The sequence below is a fragment of the Brevibacillus sp. MCWH genome (genome assembly GCF_013096935.1).
GTDB classification, from domain to species: domain Bacteria; phylum Bacillota; class Bacilli; order Brevibacillales; family Brevibacillaceae; genus Brevibacillus; species Brevibacillus aydinogluensis.
Window position 1 is genome coordinate 189,313 of the sequence record NZ_SDLF01000001.1, and the last position, 21,120, is coordinate 210,432.

General features: G+C 57.1%; 18 protein-coding genes. 14 read left to right on the plus strand and 4 right to left on the minus strand.

What is annotated here, in order from left to right:
- Positions 1 to 52: 52 nt before the first annotated feature.
- Positions 53 to 163, minus strand: a complete 111-nt coding sequence (locus ETC00_RS20580) for a putative holin-like toxin (protein ID WP_171564035.1) — start codon at positions 161 to 163, stop codon at positions 53 to 55.
- Positions 164 to 386: 223 nt separating this feature from the next.
- Between ETC00_RS20580 and ETC00_RS00840 the strand changes: the two genes are divergently transcribed.
- From ETC00_RS00840 to ETC00_RS00860, 5 genes are all read left to right on the plus strand, one after another.
- Positions 387 to 782: a hypothetical protein gene (locus ETC00_RS00840; protein WP_230077522.1), complete on the plus strand. Its 396-nt coding sequence runs from the start codon at positions 387 to 389 to the stop codon at positions 780 to 782.
- Positions 783 to 847: 65 nt separating this feature from the next.
- Positions 848 to 2,302 carry a sigma-54 interaction domain-containing protein gene (locus ETC00_RS00845; RefSeq protein WP_171564036.1) on the plus strand — a complete coding sequence of 485 codons (1,455 nt, stop codon included), beginning with the start codon at positions 848 to 850 and terminating at the stop codon, positions 2,300 to 2,302.
- 169 nt (positions 2,303 to 2,471) lie between these two features.
- Positions 2,472 to 3,830 carry a lysine 2,3-aminomutase gene (kamA, locus tag ETC00_RS00850; protein WP_171564037.1) on the plus strand — a complete coding sequence of 453 codons (1,359 nt, stop codon included), beginning with the start codon at positions 2,472 to 2,474 and terminating at the stop codon, positions 3,828 to 3,830.
- 283 nt (positions 3,831 to 4,113) lie between these two features.
- Positions 4,114 to 6,186: a (Fe-S)-binding protein gene (locus ETC00_RS00855; RefSeq protein ID WP_171564039.1), complete on the plus strand. Its 2,073-nt coding sequence runs from the start codon at positions 4,114 to 4,116 to the stop codon at positions 6,184 to 6,186.
- 170 nt (positions 6,187 to 6,356) lie between these two features.
- Complete coding sequence (locus ETC00_RS00860) at positions 6,357 to 6,893, plus strand: glucosaminidase domain-containing protein (protein WP_171564040.1); 537 nt, start codon at positions 6,357 to 6,359, stop codon at positions 6,891 to 6,893.
- A 36-nt stretch (positions 6,894 to 6,929) separates the two neighbouring features.
- Here ETC00_RS00860 and ETC00_RS00865 read toward each other — a convergent pair whose 3' ends face one another.
- Positions 6,930 to 7,481: a hypothetical protein gene (locus ETC00_RS00865; RefSeq protein ID WP_171564041.1), complete on the minus strand. Its 552-nt coding sequence runs from the start codon at positions 7,479 to 7,481 to the stop codon at positions 6,930 to 6,932.
- Between the two features lie 167 nt (positions 7,482 to 7,648).
- On the opposite strand from ETC00_RS00865, the gene ETC00_RS00870 reads away from it, so the two are divergent.
- The 8 genes from ETC00_RS00870 to icmF all read left to right on the plus strand — a co-directional run bounded on the left by ETC00_RS00870 (position 7,649) and on the right by icmF (position 17,725).
- On the plus strand, positions 7,649 to 7,981 hold the full coding sequence (locus tag ETC00_RS00870; RefSeq protein WP_171564042.1) for a sigma factor-like helix-turn-helix DNA-binding protein: 333 nt from the start codon (positions 7,649 to 7,651) through the stop codon (positions 7,979 to 7,981).
- A 239-nt stretch (positions 7,982 to 8,220) separates the two neighbouring features.
- Positions 8,221 to 9,399 (plus strand): acetyl-CoA C-acetyltransferase, encoded by a 1,179-nt coding sequence (locus tag ETC00_RS00875; protein ID WP_171564043.1) that lies wholly within the window; start codon positions 8,221 to 8,223, stop codon positions 9,397 to 9,399.
- Between the two features lie 69 nt (positions 9,400 to 9,468).
- Positions 9,469 to 10,320 carry a 3-hydroxybutyryl-CoA dehydrogenase gene (locus tag ETC00_RS00880; RefSeq protein ID WP_171564044.1) on the plus strand — a complete coding sequence of 284 codons (852 nt, stop codon included), beginning with the start codon at positions 9,469 to 9,471 and terminating at the stop codon, positions 10,318 to 10,320.
- 30 nt (positions 10,321 to 10,350) lie between these two features.
- Entirely contained in the window at positions 10,351 to 11,493 is a 1,143-nt protein-coding gene (locus ETC00_RS00885) for an acyl-CoA dehydrogenase (RefSeq protein ID WP_171564045.1), read from the plus strand.
- Between the two features lie 44 nt (positions 11,494 to 11,537).
- Entirely contained in the window at positions 11,538 to 12,680 is a 1,143-nt protein-coding gene (locus ETC00_RS00890; protein WP_171564046.1) for an acyl-CoA dehydrogenase, read from the plus strand.
- Between the two features lie 36 nt (positions 12,681 to 12,716).
- On the plus strand, positions 12,717 to 13,664 hold the full coding sequence (gene meaB / locus ETC00_RS00895; RefSeq protein WP_171564048.1) for a methylmalonyl Co-A mutase-associated GTPase MeaB: 948 nt from the start codon (positions 12,717 to 12,719) through the stop codon (positions 13,662 to 13,664).
- 143 nt (positions 13,665 to 13,807) lie between these two features.
- Positions 13,808 to 14,440 (plus strand): TetR/AcrR family transcriptional regulator, encoded by a 633-nt coding sequence (locus ETC00_RS00900; RefSeq protein ID WP_171564049.1) that lies wholly within the window; start codon positions 13,808 to 13,810, stop codon positions 14,438 to 14,440.
- Between the two features lie 33 nt (positions 14,441 to 14,473).
- Entirely contained in the window at positions 14,474 to 17,725 is a 3,252-nt protein-coding gene (icmF, locus tag ETC00_RS00905) for a fused isobutyryl-CoA mutase/GTPase IcmF (RefSeq protein ID WP_171564050.1), read from the plus strand.
- A gap of 133 nt (positions 17,726 to 17,858) precedes the next feature.
- Here icmF and ETC00_RS00910 read toward each other — a convergent pair whose 3' ends face one another.
- The gene (locus tag ETC00_RS00910) at positions 17,859 to 19,556 is read right to left on the minus strand and encodes a b(o/a)3-type cytochrome-c oxidase subunit 1 (protein ID WP_171564051.1); all 1,698 of its coding nucleotides are present in this window, start codon (positions 19,554 to 19,556) and stop codon (positions 17,859 to 17,861) included.
- Between the two features lie 20 nt (positions 19,557 to 19,576).
- Entirely contained in the window at positions 19,577 to 20,047 is a 471-nt protein-coding gene (locus tag ETC00_RS00915) for a cytochrome c oxidase subunit II (protein ID WP_171564201.1), read from the minus strand.
- Between the two features lie 400 nt (positions 20,048 to 20,447).
- On the opposite strand from ETC00_RS00915, the gene rpoE reads away from it, so the two are divergent.
- Entirely contained in the window at positions 20,448 to 20,990 is a 543-nt protein-coding gene (gene rpoE / locus ETC00_RS00920; protein WP_171564052.1) for a DNA-directed RNA polymerase subunit delta, read from the plus strand.
- Positions 20,991 to 21,120 lie beyond the last annotated feature (130 nt).

The following is a 21,120-nucleotide window of genomic DNA, read 5'->3' on the forward strand; positions in this document are numbered from 1 at the left end:
ATCGGCTCAGAATTTGACCGAAGTGACCTCCGGTTCTCAACTCAAGGGGAGGTCACTTCTTTTTTTGCGTCAAAGCAACAATCGCCACGACGAGACTCAGCAGGCCGACAATAAAGCCGCCGAACTGAATCATCAGGCTCATGGTTTTGTGCGTTATTGCCATGCTCTCACCTCCCCCGTTTCCGACGTGGGAGATGAGCCGACCACCCTTGAGGAGCCGATGTCTATGAGTATAGCATAATTTTCCGCTGCGGAGCATGGATCAACAGAAGGGGGAAATAACGTGCACGGCATGGAGTGATGGGCCAGGCTCGTTCGCTATAGCCGGTCGGGGCGGTTTTTTCGTACAATAAGGGTAATTCACACAAGGAAAGGGGAGGGGCATCGTGGGGTTTGCACTCGCAACCGGTGGCATGGCCGGCCTCGTTCTGGCCGCGTTTCTGGCTTTGGGAGACGGACTGTTTCAAACGTCGACGCTCTCCGTCCTGATTGACGTCAGCTATGTCCCCGGCCTGGAGGGACTGCCGTCCGTGGTCGAGCTGTTGGTCCACCTGTTGGTCAGTGCAATCGTTGCGTTTTTCATGATGTACTTTTATCCCCGAACCCGCGGCGAGCGGAGAATCAAATATCTGTCGTACTGGGTGCTCGCCTTTGCTGCGGCCTATCTGCCATTTAGTCTGCTCAGCGGCGCGGCCGTGTCGTGGGCAGATTTTTTCCTCTGGCTGCTGGGCCATCTGCTTTACACGCTGATCATCGCGGTGCAGGCGGAACGGCAGCGGTGACTGCCGAAAATTCGGCACAGTGATGATTTTTTGGCAGTTTGTTCGAAAGGAGGCTGTTACACTCCATGCCGATGTCGGAAACGGTGGAAATGCTGCAGGCCATCCTGGGAACGATCGATGAGGGAATCCACGTCGTTGATGCGAACGGCATTACCATTTATTACAATCACGTGGCGGCCAGACTGGACGGGCTGACGCCTGACGAAGTGCTGGGAAAGCCGCTGCTGGAGGTGTTTCCCTCGCTGGACCGTCACTCCAGCACACTGCTGAGGGTCATTGCGAGCGGCGAACCGATCTACGACCAGCCGCAGACCTACACCAACTGGAGAGGGATGCGGGTGGAGACGATCAATACGACGCTGCCCGTGCGGGTGGGCAATCGGCTGGTCGGGGCGGTCGAGGTGGCCAAGGATATCCGCAAGCTGAAAGAGCTGTCAGAGCGGCTGCTCGACCTGCAGGCGCAGATCAGCAAGCCGAAGCGGGCCAAGCGGAGCAAGCTGGACGGGGACGGGCTTTCCTTTCAGTTTGCCGATATCCTGACACAAAACGAACAGATGATGCGGTTAAAAGACCGCGCGAGAAAGGCGGCCCGCACTTCATCTCCGGTATTGATCTACGGAGAGACGGGGACGGGGAAGGAACTGTTCGTCCAGTCGATCCACCAGGCGTCGTCCCGCTGCGGCAAGCCGTTTATTGCGCAAAACTGCGCGGCCCTGCCGGCTTCGCTGCTGGAAAGCCTGCTGTTTGGCACGACCAAGGGCAGCTTTACCGGAGCAGACGACAGACCGGGACTGTTTGAACTGGCGGATGGCGGGACGCTGTTTCTCGACGAGTTGAACAGCATGCCGCTGGACCTGCAGGCAAAACTGCTGCGCGTGCTGCAGGACGGGCAAATCCGGCGGATCGGCAGCAGCAGCGCCGTACGTGTCGACGTGCGGGTGATCGCTGCCGTCAATGAACCGCCGCTGGAGTTGGTTCGGCGCGGCGCGCTGCGATTGGACCTGTACTACCGCATCAACGTGGTCTCCTTTGAGCTGCCGCCGCTGCGGGAGCGCAGGGAGGACGTGGACCTGCTCGTCCGCCATTTCCTCGACAAATACAATCGCCGTTTTCACATGCAGGTGCAAAACATCAGTCCGGAGGTGGCCGACCTGTTCAGGCAGTACGACTGGCCCGGCAACGTTCGCGAACTGGAGCACGTGATCGAGGCGGCGATGAACATGGTGGAGGGAGCAGTGATTGAACGGGAACACCTGCCGCCGTACTTGGCGGAGCGTTCGCTGGTGAACGGTCCGGGCGAGACCGGACCAGGGGAGATCGGATCGGCCATCCCTCCTATCGAGGCGTGGGCGGCAAAACAGCGCACGCTGCCGGAGGTGCTGCGGGAGGTGGAGGAACGGTGCATTGCCGATGCGCTGAAATCCACTGGCGGCAACGTGCTCAGGGCGGCACGGCTGTTGGGCATCCCCCGGCAGACGCTGCAGTACAAACTCTCGCAGCGGGGAGCAGGCGAACGGTAAGTGCCGAATTTTCGGCAGTCCAAAAACTCCTACAGATGGAAAATCTGCTTGCCAATGCTTTATTTTCTATATTCAAAATCTTTTGATTTGATTGGCACGACTGTTGCATTCCCTTTGTTGTTGAGGAATACACGCGTATCTTCACACAACGCAAAGGGGGATGACAAGGATGACGGTTACAGCCAAACGTGACTGGCGCCAGATCGAAATGTGGAAAGACGTCACCGAAGAACAATGGAACGACTGGATGTGGCAGCTCACCCACACCATTCGGACTGTAGATGAATTGAAACAGGTGATCAACCTGACACCGGAGGAGGAAGAGGGTGTACGCATTTCCAACCAGACCATCCCGCTCAACATCACGCCCTATTACGCCATGCTGATGGACCCGGACGATCCGAAAGATCCGGTCCGCATGCAGTCCGTTCCGCTTTCCTCCGAGATGGTTCGGACCAAATACGACATGGAAGACCCGCTGCACGAGGACACTGATTCACCGGTGCCGGGCCTGACGCACCGGTATCCGGACAGGGTGCTGTTTTTGGTCACCAACCAGTGTTCGATGTACTGTCGTTACTGTACGCGCCGCCGCTTCTCCGGCCAGATCGGCATGGGCGTGCCGAAAAAGCAGCTGGACGCCTGTATCGACTACATCCGCCGTACGCCGGAAGTGCGCGACGTGCTCCTCTCCGGGGGCGACGGTCTGCTGATCAACGACCGCATCCTGGAGTACATTTTGAGCAATTTGCGGGCCATCCCGCACGTGGAGATCATCCGCATCGGCACGCGCGCTCCGGTGGTGTTCCCGCAGCGGATCACGGAAAACCTGTGCAACATCCTGAAAAAATACCATCCCATATGGCTCAACACGCACTTTAACCACCCGAAGGAGATTACCCCGGAAGCGAAGCGGGCCTGCGAAATGCTGGCCAACGCCGGCGTGCCGCTCGGCAACCAGTCGGTTATCCTGGCGGGCATCAACGATTGTCCGAATACGATGAAAAAGCTGGTGCACGAGCTGGTCAAGATTCGCGTACGGCCGTACTACATCTACCAGTGCGACCTGTCCGAGGGGATCGGCCACTTCCGCGCGCCGGTCAGCAAAGGGATCGAGATCATCGAACACCTGCGAGGCCATACCTCCGGCTATGCGGTGCCGACGTTCGTGGTGGACGCGCCGCATGGCGGCGGCAAAATTCCCGTCATGCCCAACTACATCATTTCGCAGTCGGCCGACAAAGTGGTGCTGCGCAACTTTGAGGGCGTGATTACCTCGTATCCCGAGCCGAAAAACTACCACGCCCACGACGAGGAGAATTGCGAGTACTGTCAGGCTGCCAAGGGCAAAGCCGTCGGCATCGCCGCGCTGATGAGAGACGAAGCCGACAACCTGGAGCCGGCTGACCTGCCGCGCAACAAGCGGATTCAGGCGACCAAGATCAAATCGCTGGCAGACATCCGGCAGGAACAAAAAGAAAAGAAATTGCAGAAAGAACAAGAACACAAAGAGGTGTCCGGCAAATAGGCCGGATGGACCGCATAGGCTGACAAGGCCGCCAGGGAAGCCAGGGTTGCTGGCATTCTCTGGCGGCTGTTTGCGTGGAGGAGATTTGCAGGTGACGAATGGGAGCAATCTGTGTTAATATCAGGGCAGACGATTCTGAACGAACGCTCAGTCTGGACAGGCTGCCGCGGTTTGACAAGCGTTTGTGTAGGAATCAACATAATGAGTGAATAGTCATTCATTTTTTCTTGCGATTCTGATAAGATAGAAAAAAACGGACGAACATGAAAAGGGGGAGAAGACCTTGCTGGCCTTGCTCAATCTGATCGCGTTTTTCCTGGTGCTCGCTTACGGTCTGTACCTGGTCTGCCACGTCCTGTACAGCCGGTATCTGTTTATCAAACTGGGCAAAAAGCCGGACGTCAAGGACGACTTCGGCACGCGCCTGAATTTGCTGCTGGAAAACGTCGTCTTTCACAAAAAGCTGTTGAAGGACAAAAAGAGCGGCATCATGCACGTCGTCATGTTTTACGGCTTCATTATCCTGCAGTTTGGCGCCATTGAACTGATCGTGAAAGGTCTGGTGAAGGGCTTTGAACTGCCATTTGGCAGCGCTCACAAGTACTTCAGCCTGATGCAGGAGATCACTGTCTTTCTGATTCTCGCGGCAGTCAGCTACGCGTTCTACCGCCGGTATATCGAAAAGCTGAAGCGGCTGAAGCGCGGATTCAAATCGGGACTGGTGCTGCTGTTCATTTCCACGCTGATGGCAACAGTTTTGTTCTCACTCGCGTTTGAGCAGCTCTGGTTGGGGCACGAACCGTCCGGCTACGCGCCGTTTTCCTCGCTGATCGCGATGGCGTTCGCCGGCATCCCCAATACCGCGGCGGCCGCGCTGTTCTACGTGTTCTGGTGGCTGCACCTGCTGATCCTTTTGGCCTTCGCCGTGTACGTGCCGCAGTCCAAGCACGCTCACCTGATTTTTGCGCCGATCAACGTCTGGTTCAAAAAACTGGACCCGCCCGGCAAACTGTCCAAAATCGACTTTGAAGACGAGACGCAGGAAGTGTTTGGGGTCGGCCGGATTGAGGACTTCACCCAGACGCAGCTGATCGACCTGTACGCCTGTGTGGAGTGCGGTCGCTGCACCAGCATGTGTCCCGCCTCCGGCACCGGCAAGATGCTCTCCCCGATGGAATTGATCACCAAGATGCGGGATCATTTGACGGAAAAAGGAGCGGCAATCACGTCCCGGACGCCGTGGATGCCGAGCTTCGCCTTTACCGGCTCGACCGCCAACCAACTGGCGCTGCAGGCGTCGGAAGTGGCGGCGGCGTCCGAGGGAGCGACCGCAGTCGCCTACGAGAAAAACCTGATCGGCGACGTGATTACCGAGCAGGAGCTGTGGGCCTGCACCACCTGCCGCAACTGTGAGGATCAGTGCCCGGTGATGAACGAGCACGTGGAAAAAATCATCGACATGCGCCGCTACCTGGTGATGACTGAGGGCAGCATGCCGCAAGAGGCGCAGCGGGCGCTGAACAACATCGAGCGGCAGGGCAACCCGTGGGGCATCAACCGCAAGGACCGACTGAAGTGGATCGAAGGGCTGAACGGCCAGTACGACGTGCCGACCGTGCAGCAGGTGGAGGAATTCGAGTATCTGTTCTGGGTCGGCTCGATGGGCTCGTTTGACAACCGCAGCCAGAAGATTACGCAGGCGTTTGTCAAGCTGATGCACGAAGCCGGGGTAAGCTTTGCCATTCTCGGCAACGAGGAGAAAAACTCCGGTGACACCGCTCGCCGCATCGGCAACGAGTTTCTGTTCCAGCAGCTCGCCCAGGAGAACATCGCGCTGTTCCAGGCTTACGGCGTGAAGAAGATCGTCACCTGCGACCCGCACGCCTACAACACCTTTAAAAACGAGTACCCCGAGTTCGGCCTGGAGGCGGAGGTGTATCACCACTCCGAGCTGCTCGCCCAGTGGGTCAAGGAAGGGCGTCTGAAGCCGACCAAGGAAGTAAAGGAGCGCATCACCTACCACGACTCCTGTTACCTGGGCCGCTACAACGAGATTTACGACAAGCCGCGTGAGATCCTCTCGGCGATTCCAGGCGTGGAGATTGTGGAAATGAAGCGGAGCGGCTGCGACAGCATGTGCTGCGGTGCCGGCGGCGGCCTGATGTGGATGGAGGAGCACGAAGGCACCCGCATCAACGTGGCGCGCACCGAGCAGGCGCTGGAAGTAAATCCGACGGCCATCGCCAGCGCGTGTCCGTACTGTTTGACAATGATGAACGACGGCATCAAGATGAAAGAAATGGAGGATCAGGTCAAAACCCGAGACATTGCCGAGATTCTCGCCGATGCCTTGTGATTTTGAAGAGTGTTTTTGGTGTGCTAATCCCTGCCCTGCCAAAGGGTGGGGATTTTTTTGCATAAAACGCATAATAGGGGGTATCAATCGTTTCTCTTTTTTACCTAGTAAGTGAAAACGACAATGACCGGTCTAAAGTCGTTTATCTACTAGCTAAAGGAGAGAATATGATGGCGTTGATACCAATTCCAACAGAACCTGTTAAAGTTGATGGTGTTCGAGATACTTATGTAGACTTGAATCCAAATACCGATCCCAATGATAAAGTACAAGCTTTCGTTGATGCGTTCAAACGAGTTGCCGAAGATGCTAGCGATGAATGTTATGGCTTGCCTGTTGAGGTAATCCTCGCTATGTGGGGAGGAGAATCAGGATGGGGTGCAAGTAAAACACAACGAAACAATCAAAATTGGTCAAACATGAAATATGTAAGTAGTTCCAATCCACCAGGAAACTATGGCAAAGGAGAAGGCGGATGGGCTGCTTATATCGGTCGCAGTACCCATGCTAACTCCTTTGCGCGGTTCTTTAAAGAAAATAGCCGATACTCTGCGTTAATCAATTATTTGAAAAGCACAAACAACCCCAGTTCAGAAAAATGCATACGATACATCGCGGATGCCGGGTATGGCGGCTCCGACCATGATCAATACTATGATGAAGTAATGGGGTATCTGGAAACACTCCGCAGACGAAGCAATCTGTAGTTTGGAAAGAAGCACCATGTATATGGTGCTTCTTTGTTATAGTCCCGTGTGCAGAGCTAAATGTAGATCGATTTCTTTTTTCACCCAGCCGCCATAATCTTTAACCTGATAGATCTTCCATTCATCCAGATTATGCGGGTTCTGCACACCGACAAAGGCGTCATTTGGATTCTGCGGATCAAGATAAATCACGATATCCTTTCGAGGGAATTCATTTACCCCGCTTTCCGGAATGAAGGGCTTTTGGACAATTCTTATGTACACTTTGTCATATTGACTTGTTCCTTCTTCCAGTTTTTCTTGCAGGAATGGCAGTTTTTGCTCGTCCCCCAATTCCTCGCCGTCTCTTCGATAAGCAAACCTGTACAAATCTTTGGCATTCACAAGAATCCCCATGCAGCGCGAAGGATTCTCGAAAACAAAACGATCATGCCCTCTTTGCACCACAAGCTTTTCCACTTCTTCAGCCTGTGAATCCACTGAATGTGGCGCCGATACCTGCTCATGATTATGTTCTCCCTGGGAAGAAACGGCACTGCACCCGCTTGCGATTCCGAGCAATATGAGGAAAAGAATACATTTTTTCATGTATGCCGCACACCTTTCCATCGCCCTTTGTTTAGATACTATATTGGACGAGTGAAATTCCAATAAGTTTCATATTTTGGAAAACCGTGCATCTATCAAGCGAAAACATTCGAAAAAACCGGATGTTTTACTAACAGGAAATTTACCTAGAGAACAGGGGGGATTCGATGGAAAATCAGTCAATGTTTGATTACTATCGCCAAATGTTAAAACGGATCGCATGGAGATTACAGTATCAAGCAAATAAAGTATATCGCCATGAAAGCGTGCTTGAGGATGTATGGACAAAAGAACACAAGGGATTGGTAGTATCAGATCTATTTGTTAAGGAGTTGCTCAGTAGCCTTCCTGATAGAGGACGTTTTATCCTTCAAAAGGTGGTGATTGAAGGCATACCTGAAAGAGAAGTGGCGAAGCAACTTAATATTTCACAGAAACGAGTAAATGTTTGCAAAACAAAGTATTTACAGCAGCTACGTCAAAAACTCATTTCTGATTGACAGCGGGACTATACGGAACCAACAGCCCCTTGGATTTTGCGCTCCCATACAGCGTCAGAAAGGCAAGCGGGATGCCCGTCCGGCAACGAATGGCTGCCGGACTGACAAGAAAAGTCAGGCGTCCTTTTTTTCGTATTACATTGACTATTCAGACGGGAGACGGCAAAATGAAAGTAAGCAAAAATGAGCGATCGCTCGATCATTTTGTAATGAATGCCATGCAGCGAGGAGGAGCCGAGATGAAAACAGTAATTGCGGGGGCGGCACGCACCCCGTTTGGCAAGTTCGGCGGCGCGCTGAAAGACGTTTCCGCAGTTGATCTGGGGGCCATTGCGATCAAGGAAGCACTCAAGCGGGCCGGCGTGTCCGGCGAGCAGGTGGACGAAGTGATCATGGGCATGGTCGTACAGGCGGGAGCGGGGCAGGTGCCCTCCCGTCAGGCGGCCCGCAAGGCGGGACTGCCGTGGAACGTGGCCAGCCAGACCATCAACAAGGTGTGCGCTTCCGGGATGAGGGCGGTCACCATGGCCGACCAGATCATCCGCGCCGGAGACGGGCAGATCATCGTGGCTGGCGGCATGGAGAGCATGAGCAGTGCGCCGTATGCACTGCCCAACGCGCGGTACGGCCTGCGCATGGGCGATGCGGTTGTGCGCGACCTGATGATGTACGACGGGCTGACCTGCCCGTTTGATCAAGTGCCGATGGCCGTCCACGGTAGCAACGTGGCGGAGGAGTACGGCATCACCCGCGAGGAGCAGGACCGTTGGGCGCTGCGCAGCCAGCAGCGAGCGGCCAGGGCGATGGCGGCCGGTCTGTTCGACGAGGAAATCGTGCCCGTGCCGGTACCGCAGAAAAAGGGCGATCCAATCCTCGTCACCAAAGACGAGGCGCCGCGTCCCGACACCACGCTGGAGGTGCTGGCCAAACTGCCGCCGGTGTACAAAAAGGACGGCACGATTACCGCCGGCAACGCGCCTGGCATCAACGACGGCGCGGCAGCGATGGTGCTGATGGCGGAGGACAAGGCGGCCGAATTGGGGATTCGCCCGCTGGCAGTCATTCTGGGTCACGCGCAGGTGGGCGCGGAGGCGCCGTACATCGCCACCACGCCGGGACTGGCGATCCAAAAGCTGCTGGAAAAGACCGGCACGCGGCTGGACGAGATCGATCTGTTTGAAGTGAACGAGGCATTTGCCGCCGTTATCCTGACCAGCGGCAAGATCGTCGGTTGGGACGAAGAAAAGGTAAACGTCAACGGCGGGGCGATCGCGCTCGGCCATCCGATCGGGGCGAGCGGGGCGCGAATTATCATGCACCTCGTGTACGAACTGCGGCGCCGCGGGGGCGGGTTGGGCGTTGCCGCCATTTGCAGCGGAGCGGCCCAGGGAGACGCGGTTCTGATCAAGGTGTTCTAGTCTCTGCGGGGACCGGTTGCGTTTGGACGGGTGAATAAAAGGCATTGTTGCGAGGAAGGGGACGTGTTTATGAACATTCAAACGATCATGGTCGTAGGTGCGGGACAGATGGGCAGCGGCATCGCCCAGGTGGCGGCGCAGGCCGGTTTTCGGGTGATTCTCCACGACATCCGGCAGGAATTTGTGGACCGCGGCCGGCAGACGATTGAGAAAAATCTGGCCCGCAGCGTGGAAAAAGGCAAAATGAGTGCGGAAGACAAAGAGGCGGTGCTGGCCCGCCTGACCCTCTCCGTCGATCTGACGGATGGCCGTGACGCAGACTTTGTGGTGGAAGCGGTTACGGAAAACATGGGCGTGAAAGCGGAGATTTTCCGCCAGCTGGACGAGATCTGCCCGGCGCACACGGTGCTGGCCAGCAACACCTCCTCGCTGCCGATTACGGAAATCGCTGCCGTGACCAAACGGCCGGAAAAAGTAATCGGCATGCATTTCATGAACCCGGTGCCGGTGATGAAGCTGGTCGAGATCATCCGCGGCCTGCAGACGGCGGACGAGGTGTATCAGTTGACGGAGGACCTGGCCAAACAGATGGGCAAAGTACCGGTCAGCGTCAACGACTTTCCCGGATTCGTCTCCAACCGCGTGCTGATGCCGATGATCAACGAGGCGATCTACTGCGTGTACGAAGGCGTGGCCGAGCCGGAAGCAATTGATGAGGTGATGAAGCTGGGCATGAACCATCCGATGGGGCCGTTGACGCTGGCCGACTTCATCGGGCTGGATACCTGCCTGTACATCATGGAAGTGCTGTACGAAGGTTTCGGCGACTCCAAATACAGGCCGTGCCCGCTGCTGCGCAAGTACGTCAAGGCTGGCTGGCTCGGCCGTAAATCGGGACGAGGCTTCTACGTCTACAACTAGAATCTGTACGCGGCAAAGAGGGAGGACGCGATGGATTTCCGATTTAGCGAAGAGCATGAGATGATGCGCCGGATGGTGCAAGATTTTGCCCAAAAGGAGATCGCTCCGTTCGTTCCCGTCATGGAAGAGACGGAACAGTTTCCCCGCCACATCGTGAAAAAAATGGGGGAAACCGGCTTGATGGGCATTCCGGTACCGGAAGAATGGGGCGGAGCTGGCGCTGACTTCATCTCGTACATTCTGGCCATTCACGAGATTTCCAAAGTAAGCGCCACCGTGGGCGTGATTCTCTCCGTGCACACCTCTGTCGGCACCAATCCGATCCTGTATTTCGGAAGCGACGAGCAAAAGCGAAAGTACCTGCCCAAGCTGGCCAGCGGCGAATACCTCGGTGCGTTTGCGCTGACCGAGCCGCAGGCGGGATCGGATGCGGGCAATATCCGCACGACGGCCGTCCGCAAAGGGGATGAATACATCCTCAACGGCAACAAGGTGTTCATCACCAACGGCGGCGAGGCGGACGTATACATCACATTTGCCGTGACCGACCCGTCCCAGGGGCGAAGGGGCATCTCCGCGTTTATCGTGGAAAAGGATACGCCAGGCTTTATCGTCGGCAAAAAGGAAAAGAAGATGGGGCTGTTTGGTTCCAATACGACGGAACTGATTTTCGACAACGCGCGGGTGCCGGCCGAAAACCTGCTCGGGCAGGAAGGCATTGGATTCAAGATTGCCATGGCCAACCTCGACTATGGCCGGATCGGCATCGCCGCGCAGGCGCTGGGCATCGCGGAAGCAGCCGTTCAGTACGCGACCGATTACGCCAAGGAACGGAAGCAATTCGGCCAGCCGATTATCAAGCAGCAGGCGGTCGCCTTCAATCTGGCCGACATGGCGACGCGGGCGGAAGCGGCGCGGCTGCTGGTCTACCGGGCCGCCTTCCTGCGCAGCCGCGGGCTTGCGTGCGGCATGGAAGCGTCCATGGCCAAAAAGTTTGCCTCCGACGCGGCGATGATAAACGCCACTGAGGCGGTGCAGATCTTCGGCGGATACGGGTACACCCGGGAGTACCCGGTGGAGCGGCTGTTCCGCGACGCCAAGGTGACGCAAATCTACGAGGGCACCACCCAGATTCAGCACATTGTGATCGCCAAACATCTGCTGTCCACTTGAGAAACGGGACGCACGAATAACCATGACGCAGGGGAGTGGGGAACATGAATTTTCATCTGACGGAAGAGCAGGAAATGCTCCGCAAAATGATTCGCGACTTCGCGGAGAACCAGGTGGCGCCGACAGCGGCGGAGCGCGATGAGGAAGAGCGCTTTGACCGGTCCATTTTTGAACAGATGGCGGAGCTGGGGCTGACCGGCATTCCCTGGCCGGAGAAGTACGGCGGCGCGGGAGCCGACTACCTCAGCTACGTGCTCGCCGTGGAGGAGCTGTCCCGCGTGGACGCGTCCATCGGTGTCACGCTGTCCGCCCACGTTTCGCTGGCGAGCTGGCCGATTTACAAGTTCGGCACGGAAGAACAGAAGCAGAAGTACCTGCGGCCGCTGGCGGAAGGCAAAAAGCTGGGCGCTTACTGCCTGACCGAGCCCGGCTCCGGGTCCGACGCTGCCGGGATGCGCACCACTGCCGTGCGCGACGGCGATCACTACGTGCTAAACGGCTCCAAGATTTTTATCACCAACGCGGGCGAGGCGGAGATTTACATCGTCTTTGCCTTGACCAATCCGGAGCTGAAGCACAAGGGAATCACCGCCTTTATCGTGGAAAAAGGCATGCCCGGCTTTACGATGGGCAAAAAGGAAAAGAAACTGGGGATTCGCTCGTCGCCGACGCTCGCCGTCAACTTTGAGGACGTCCGCGTTCCCGTGGAAAACGTGCTCGGTGAAGAAGGACAGGGCTTCAAGATCGCGATGATGACGCTGGATGGCGGGCGCAACGGCATCGCCGCCCAGGCGCTGGGCATCGCGCAGGGGGCGTTTGATCACGCGCTGGCGTACGCCAAGGAACGGCACCAGTTCGGCAAACCGATCGCGTCGCTGCAGGCGATTCAATTCAAGCTGGCCGACATGGCGACGAAAATCGAGGCGGCTCGACTGCTCACCTACCAGGCGGCATGGCTGGAAGACCAGGGGCTGCCCTACGGCAAGGCATCGGCGATGTCCAAGGTATTTGCCGGCGATATCGCCATGGAAGTGACGACGGAGGCGGTGCAGATCTTCGGCGGCTACGGCTACACCCGCGAGTATCCGGTGGAACGCTTCATGCGCGACGCCAAGATCACCCAGATTTACGAAGGAACCAACGAGATTCAGCGAGTTGTCATCAGCAACTACCTGCTGAAAGAGTAAGATGCAGCACAGTACAGGGCGAGAAGAGGGCTTTTCATGCACGAGATCACACGGCGCATCCTGGCGGGCGACGCGCGCGGGGCAGCCCGCGCCATCACCTGCATCGAAAACGATTATCCGGAGCGGTCGCAGATCCTGCGGGAACTGTTTCCTCACACCGGCCGGGCGAAGCTGATCGGCATTACCGGGACGCCGGGCGCGGGCAAAAGCTCGCTGGTGGACTGTCTGATCAGCTACCTGCGCACATTGGGGTTGAAAATCGGCGTGGTGGCGGTTGATCCGACCAGCCCGTTTACCGGCGGCGCGCTTCTGGGCGACCGCGTGCGGATGCAGAACCACGCGCTGGACAGCGGTGTGTTTATCCGCAGCATGGGGACGCGGGGCAGTCTCGGCGGCCTTTCCCGCAACACGCGGGACGCCGTGCGGGTGCTGGACGCGTACGGCTGTGACGTCATCCTGATCGAGACGGTCGGGGTAGGGCAGTCGGAGCTGGACGTGATGACCATCGCTGATACGACGGTGGTGGTGCTCACCCCCGGCGGAGGCGATTCGGTCCAAGCGTTCAAGGCGGGCATCATGGAGATTGCCGATCTGTTCGTGATCAACAAAGCCGATCTGCCGGGCGTGGAAAAGCTGCGGATCGAAGTGGAACAGATGCTGGATCTGGCCAAGCATGACGCGCCTTGGCGTCCGCCGATCGTCCAGACGGTCTCCACGCGCGGCCAGGGAATGGCTGAGCTGTGGGAGCAGGTGGGACTGCATCAGCGCTTTTTGCAGGAGAGCGGAGAGGGGCAGATACGCCGCTCCCGCCACCTGCAGGAGGAAGTGCTGGACATCGTTCGCGATTCTCTCTACCAGCGGCTGCTGGGCAGCATCGAAGCGGGCCGGTACCGGGACGAACTGGAGCGAGTGGCAGCGCGGGAAGCCGACCCGTACTCCACTGCCGACCGAATTGTCCGCGAGTGGTGGGGACAGACTCCCTGAGCGGAGGAATAAAGAAAGATTGGCGTTAGGCGCTCTCTCGACGTATAATATACGGGATATAATAGAAAGAGAGCGTTGCGGTCTTTCTTTTTCCAAATGTTGCCTGACCAAACGCTCAGTCGGTTGGAGAGGTGTAAGAAATCATGTCTGAAAGACGAAAAACCATACCGTCCCTGGTAAAGGACCCCAAGCTGATCGAAAAGCGGCGGGAGCAGATTATTGAAGCGGCTGTCGATCTGTTCATCAACAAAGGGTTTCACAAGACGACCACGCGGGAGATCGCCCGTGCGTCCGGATTCAGCATCGGCACCCTGTACGAATACATCGAATCCAAGGAAGACGTCCTCTATCTGGTGTGCGACGCCATCCACGCGGAAGTGGAAAGCCGCCTGCGCGAGGCGATCACGTTCAACGGCACCGGCTTGAAAATCCTGAAGCTGGCGCTGAAGAGCTTTTTCCGCGTGATGGACCAAATGAGCGACCGCGTCCTGTTGATCTATCAGGAGTCCAAGTCGCTGCCGAAAGAGACGCTGCGCTACGTGCTGCAGCGCGAGGAAGAAATTACGCAGATTTTCGAGGAGATTCTGCGCAAAGGCATTGCCGACGGGTCCATCGGTATTGACGAGAAGCACGTCAAGCTGATGGCTGACAACATCATGGTGCTGGGTGAAATGTGGGTATTCCGCCGCTGGGCGTTAAAGCGGCACTACACACTGGAGGAGTTCACCGAGAAGCAGACGGCTTTGCTTTTGCGGGAGGTCAGCGTCTCCGAGTAAACGAGTAACTTGATATTCGGGGAGAGTGGAACGATGGAAACGGAAGTGTATCGTCCGCAACACAAGGTTCGCTTTGTCACGGCTGCCAGTCTCTTCGACGGGCACGACGCGTCGATCAACATCATGCGCCGCATCCTGCAGGCATCAGGGGCGGAAGTGATTCACCTGGGGCACAACCGCTCCGTCGATGAGATCGTTACCGCTGCCATCCAGGAAGATGTGCAGGGGATTGCCGTCAGTTCCTACCAAGGCGGTCACGTCGAGTTTTTTAAATACATGGTGGACCTGCTGCGTGAGAGAGGAGCGGGACACATCCGCGTCTTTGGCGGCGGAGGCGGGGTCATCGTTCCACGGGAAATCCGCGAGCTGGAAGCGTACGGCGTCTGCAAGATCTTTTCCCCTGACGACGGCCGCCGCCTCGGGCTGCAGGGGATGATCAACTACATGCTGCGAGAGACCGACTTCCCCACAGTCACGGAATTGACGAGTGAGGTGGAGGAACTGCGTCGGCAGCAGCATCAGGCGATCGGCCGGCTGATTTCCGTAGCGGAGTACGGCGTGGAAAAGCCGGAGTGGAAGGAGCGGCTCACGGACGGACTGCCGGAGCCGGAGCGCACGGTGCCGGTGCTGGGGATCACCGGCACAGGCGGCGCGGGAAAAAGTTCACTGACTGATGAGCTGGTTCGCCGCTTTTTGCGCACCTATGCCGACAAGACCGTCGCGATCCTGTCCGTCGACCCGTCCAAGCAAAAGACGGGCGGAGCACTGCTTGGTGACCGCATCCGCATGAATGCCAACAACACGCCGCGCGTCTACATGCGCAGCTTGGCCACGCGCCGGTCCGGCTCGGAACTGTCGGCCGCCGTCAAGGATGCGATCCGGGTGGCCCGGGCCGCCAACTTTGACCTGATCATCGTGGAAACCAGCGGCATCGGACAGGGAGATGCCCAGGTGAAGGATGTTTGCGACGTTGCGCTGTACGTGATGACCAGCGAATTTGGCGCCCCATCCCAGCTGGAAAAGATCGACATGCTCGACTTTGCCGATCTGGTGGCAATCAACAAGTTCGAACGAAAAGGGTCGGAGGACGCGCTGAGAGAGGTGCGCAAGCAGTACCGGCGCAACCACAACCTGTTTGATGTGCCGGATGAGCAGATTCCCGTGTACGGCACGATCGCCAGCCAGTTCAACGATCCGGGCACCAATGTGCTGTTTGCCGCCCTGATGCGCAAGATCGTGGAAAAAACAGGTGTCGACTGGCCGGTGGATCATCTTGACGCGACGCCGGTCAAGACGCACAAGACGGCACTGATCCCGGCGGAGCGCGTCAACTATCTGCAGGAGATCGCCAACACGGTGCGGGCGTATCGGGGATTCGTCACCGAGCAGTCGGCGATTGCCCGCAAGCTGTATCAACTGCACGGCGCCAAGGAGACGCTGCTGGCGTCGGGCGAACCTGATGCGGCCCAGGTGGTCCGTGTGCTGGATCAGCAGATTGCCCATTTTGAAGGCAAGCTGCATCCCGAGTGCCGCCGCATCCTGGACAACTGGCCGAAGCTCAAGGAACAGTACCGGCAGGATCAATTTGTCACCAAGGTGCGCGACAAGGAGATCGTCACCCGGCTGTACACGGAGTCGCTCTCTGGCACCCGCATCCCGAAAGTGTGCCTGCCTGAATTTGAAGACTGGGGCGAAATTTTGAAATGGTCGCTCAAAGAAAACGTGCCGGGACAATTCCCGTTCACAGCGGGCGTCTTCCCGTTCAAGCGGGAAGGGGAGGACCCGAAGCGGCAGTTTGCCGGGGAAGGCACACCGGAGCGGACCAACCGGCGCTTTCACTTCCTGTCGCAAAACGACGAGGCGAAGCGGCTCAGCACGGCGTTTGACTCGGTAACGCTCTACGGCGAAGACCCTGATTACCGCCCCGACATTTACGGAAAGATCGGCAACAGCGGTGTCAGCGTCTGTACGCTCGACGACATGAAGAAGCTGTACGCCGGGTTTGACCTGTGCGCGCCTACCACCTCCGTATCCATGACCATCAACGGTCCGGCGCCGATCATACTGGCCATGTTCATGAACACGGCGATCGATCAGCAGGTGGAAAAATTCGTGGAGCGGGAAGGGCGACAGCCGACGCCGGACGAGTACGAGCAGATCAAGGCGTACACGCTGTCTACAGTGCGCGGCACGGTGCAGGCGGACATCCTGAAGGAAGACCAGGGACAAAATACCTGCATCTTCTCCACCGAGTTCGCCTTGCGGATGATGGGCGACATCCAGCAGTACTTCATCGACCACAAGGTGCGCAACTACTACTCCGTCTCCATCTCCGGCTACCACATCGCCGAGGCGGGGGCCAACCCGATCACGCAATTGGCGTTTACGCTGGCCAACGGCTTTACCTACGTGGAATACTACCTGAGCCGGGGCATGCATATCGACGACTTTGCGCCCAATCTGTCGTTCTTCTTTTCCAACGGACTGGACCCCGAGTACACGGTGATCGGCCGGGTGGCGCGCCGCATCTGGGCGACGGTGATGAAAAACCGCTACGGCGCCAACGAGCGCAGCCAAAAGTTGAAGTATCACATTCAGACGTCCGGGCGCTCCCTCCACGCGCAGGAGATGGACTTCAACGACATCCGGACCACGCTGCAGGCGCTGATCGCCATCTACGACAACTGCAATTCGCTGCACACCAACGCCTACGACGAAGCGATCACCACGCCGACGGAAAACTCCGTCCGCCGCGCCATGGCGATCCAGATGATCATCAACAAGGAGTTGGGCCTGGCGAAAAACGAGAATCCGTTGCAAGGCTCGTTTATCATCGAGGAACTGACCGATCTGGTGGAGGAAGCGGTGCTGCAGGAATTTGAGCGGTTGAACGCGCGCGGCGGCGTGCTCGGCGCGATGGAGACGCAGTATCAGCGGGGCAAGATCCAGGACGAATCGATGTACTACGAGATGAAAAAGCACAGCGGCGAGCTGCCGATCATCGGGGTGAACACCTTTATCAACCCGAACGCCTCGGAAGAGGACTACGAGATCGAGCTGGCGCGTGCGACGGAAGAGGAGAAAGAACAACAGATCCGCAACCTGCGCGCCTTCCACGAGCGGCATCGCGAGCAGGCGCCGGCTGCACTCAAGCGGCTGCAGGAAGTGGCGATGTCCGGCGGCAATATCTTCGCCGAGCTGATGGAGACGGTGAAGGTGGCTTCGCTGGGACAGATCAGCGCCGCGCTGTACGAAGTGGGCGGACAGTATCGACGGAATATGTAGACGCAATATGTAAAAACGAATGCCCGCTGTGCGAAAGCAGGCTGCTTCCGCAAGGCGGGCCTTTTTTCGTTCCGCTGCCGGGGAGTGTGTCGAAACGGATGCAAGACGGCCGATGTAAATGGGGACATAGCTGTCACCACGTTCGCATCGGCAGTGCGCCGGGAGCCGGGTGGATGAACAGCTGCACGAAGGGCATCGTGTAGGCAAACAGGATCAAGCCAACGGCCACACCGATCCAGATGGACCAGCGTTCCAGAAACAACGGCGGTTTGGGCTGATCAGGGGTGACCTCGCCGATGGGGTATTCGTTGGGCGTTTCCGTTTTCGGCGCAAAGAACCACAGGTATGCGGCGATAATCAGAAACAGCACAATTCCCGTGAACAGGATGCCCCCGCCCCACGCCATCGCTTGACGGTAGGGGAACCACATCTGGGCAACAGGATGGTCGTTGTACGTCGTGTAGCTGATTCGCCGCGGCTCCCCCAGGAGCCCGACAGCGTGCATCCCGCCCGACATGAGCGCCATCCCGATCACCCAGGTAAACGCCTGGACGATCCCCAGACGATTCATCGCCGGGGTCAGTGTCCGGCCGCGCAGCACCGGAATCAGCATGTAAGATATTCCGAAAAATGTAAGGATGACGCTGGTGGCCAGGGTAAGGTGAAAGTGGCCGGTTACCCATAACGTGTTGTGAACCACCTGGTTTAACTGATAGCTGGCATTGATAATCCCGCCGATGCCGGCCGGTACAAACAGGACCATGCCAAGAAACGGCGCGAGAAAGCGAACGTCCTTGTACGGCAGCTTGGTGATCCACCCCAGCAGCCCTTTTCCCCCTTGGGAACGGCCGGCCAATTCAAACGTGGCCAAAATGGAAAACGCCGTTAAAAACGAGGGAATGACCACGAAAAAGGTGAGAACGGTCTGCACAAACTTCCAGACCGAGTCAATGCCCGGCTCGTTAAACTGGTGGTGCAGCCCGACCGGTATGGAGTAGAGGATAAACAGAATAAACGTCAACCGAGGCAGCGAATTGCTAAAGATGCGCCCTTTTATTAGCCGAGGGATGTTGACGTACCAGTAAATGTAGGCCGGCAGCAGCCAGAAGTAGACCAGGGCGTGACCGAAATACCAGAACAACGTCCGGCTCAGGCTGACATCCACCCGTTCTGTCCACCCCATTGACCAGGGAATCAGCAGGAACAGCATTTCGATCGCGACACCGAGGGTGCAGATGACCCATAATATCATCGTCGCGACAGCCATGTAGGCAAACAGCGGGGACGATTCGCCGGGATGAGCGCGCCTCCATCTGCGGAAGGCGGAAAAGATGGTGACGCTGCTGCACCAGCTTCCGACCACGACGGCAGTCAGGCCGACGTAGAACAGCGGAGAGGCTTTGAGCGGTGCGTAAAAGGTGTAGAGCACGGACGCGTCATTTGTGAGGATGGGAATGAGTGCAAGCGCGGTACCCGCCGCCATCAGGACGAAACCCGTCCATCCCCATGCCCGTTCCCGTGGTGTCAGCTCGCCTCCCGTTGTTTTGGCCACACCCGAAAAGAGAAACCCGATGATGAAAAAGGTGGTGAACACCAGGGCCAGACTTACTCCGTGCAGGGTGAGCAGCTGATAGTAACCGAGTGCCGATGGCAAGCTAATGACGCCCGTCCGCTGCAGGGTCTGCAGTACTCCCGCCAACGCTCCAAGCAGCAGGGCCAGATAGGCAAATCCGATGTGGGCCTGAATAAGCAGTTGGTCATCGCGCTGAAAGCGAAAGTCGCTTTTGCCGACTGTGGCACCGCCGAAGCCGGTGTTTTGCAAGTCACTCATCTTCAACAACTCCACCCGTTTTATTGAACCACCATTTTGGCCATCATGACCTGATGGCCGATGCCGCAGTATTCGTTGCACAAGAGCAAATACTCTCCCGGCTTCTTGAAGGTATAGGTAAATTCCGTGACATGTCCCGGCAGAACCATCATGTTTACGTTGGTTCCCGGTATGGCAACGCCGTGTATGACATCAGGGCTGGTCACGCGAAAATGAACGGTCGATCCCGCGGGAACGGTCGGGGCGGCCGGCAGGAAGTTGAAGGCCTGGGCCACCATGACGACCTGATACTCCTTGTCGCCGACAGGATAGACACCCGGTTTGTCAAACGGCGCCGTGCTCAATACCTGCTCCGGGGCGACCGTCCGCTCGTGACCGGCGGCCGGGTGCAGGTTCATCGCGAATGCCATGATCCCGGTGACGAGAAGAAAGATAATGAGGGTGATGACGCCGAACCACAGCCAGATCTTTTCGTAACGAGGCAAATCAATTCCCAGCACCGCCATTCCTCCTAACCTACTGCCGACTGAGATACAGGTCGAAAATGCTGACCCAGCCGAGAATCATCAGGACGCCCAGGACCATCACCAAAAAAAAGCTGCCGGCCAGTTGTCTGTCGTTTTTCATTGTCACCCTCCGCTGCGTGTGAGTTACAATATTAGACATTTCCCACATACTGGGTGGTTATGCACTCCTCTGCGTCCTGTTCTACCACATCACAGTTTGACGCCTCGGGATGCTAGAAAAACCGTTTGAATTCCTTGCATTTTTGTCTAAAATAATGAATACTGTAAGGTAGCCTATTTACCGTTGATCAGAGACCAAGGTCTCGGCCGAACGGCGAGAGCCTTGACGGAACGCCAAGTTTTCCAATGAAAGGACGTGCCCTGGGTGAGTCAATTGCTTGCACATATGGACCGTGAAAAAATGAACGAAATGGCATTGGTTGACATCGCGTACGAGATTTTGCGCGAAACCAATCGGCCGTACAATTTCCGCGAGCTGATGGACGAATTGGCTGCCCTGCGCGGAATGACAGAAGAGCAAAAGATGGCCATTATTGCCCAAGTATATACGGAAATCAACATCGACGGCCGTTTTGTCTGCCTGGGAGACAACACCTGGGGATTGAAGCGGTGGTACCCGACAGACGCCGTGGAAGAAACCCAGGAGGGCGGCAAGAAGAAGAAGGTGCTCCTCGACGACGACTTCGACGATTACGAGATCGAGGAAGACATCGTCGAAGAGTACGAAGAGGACGAAATCGCTATCTTCGAAGACGACGAAGAGTTCCTGGACGATGCGGCGTTGGATGACGAACTGGACCCTGAAATTGACGATGAGGAAGAAATTGTGGAAGACGATGAGCTGTTTGACGACGAAGACGCAGACAGCGAGGATGCGGAAGTTGACGAGGATAACGAGGATTTTTAGATTCTTGACTTCCGCCTAAGAGACAGATAAAATACTCCTTGGGCTTCACATGAAGAAGGATTTAATATGGGAAACTACAAAACAAAAGTGCCCCCTGCCCGAGCTGGATCGGGGTGGGAACCGCTTTTGT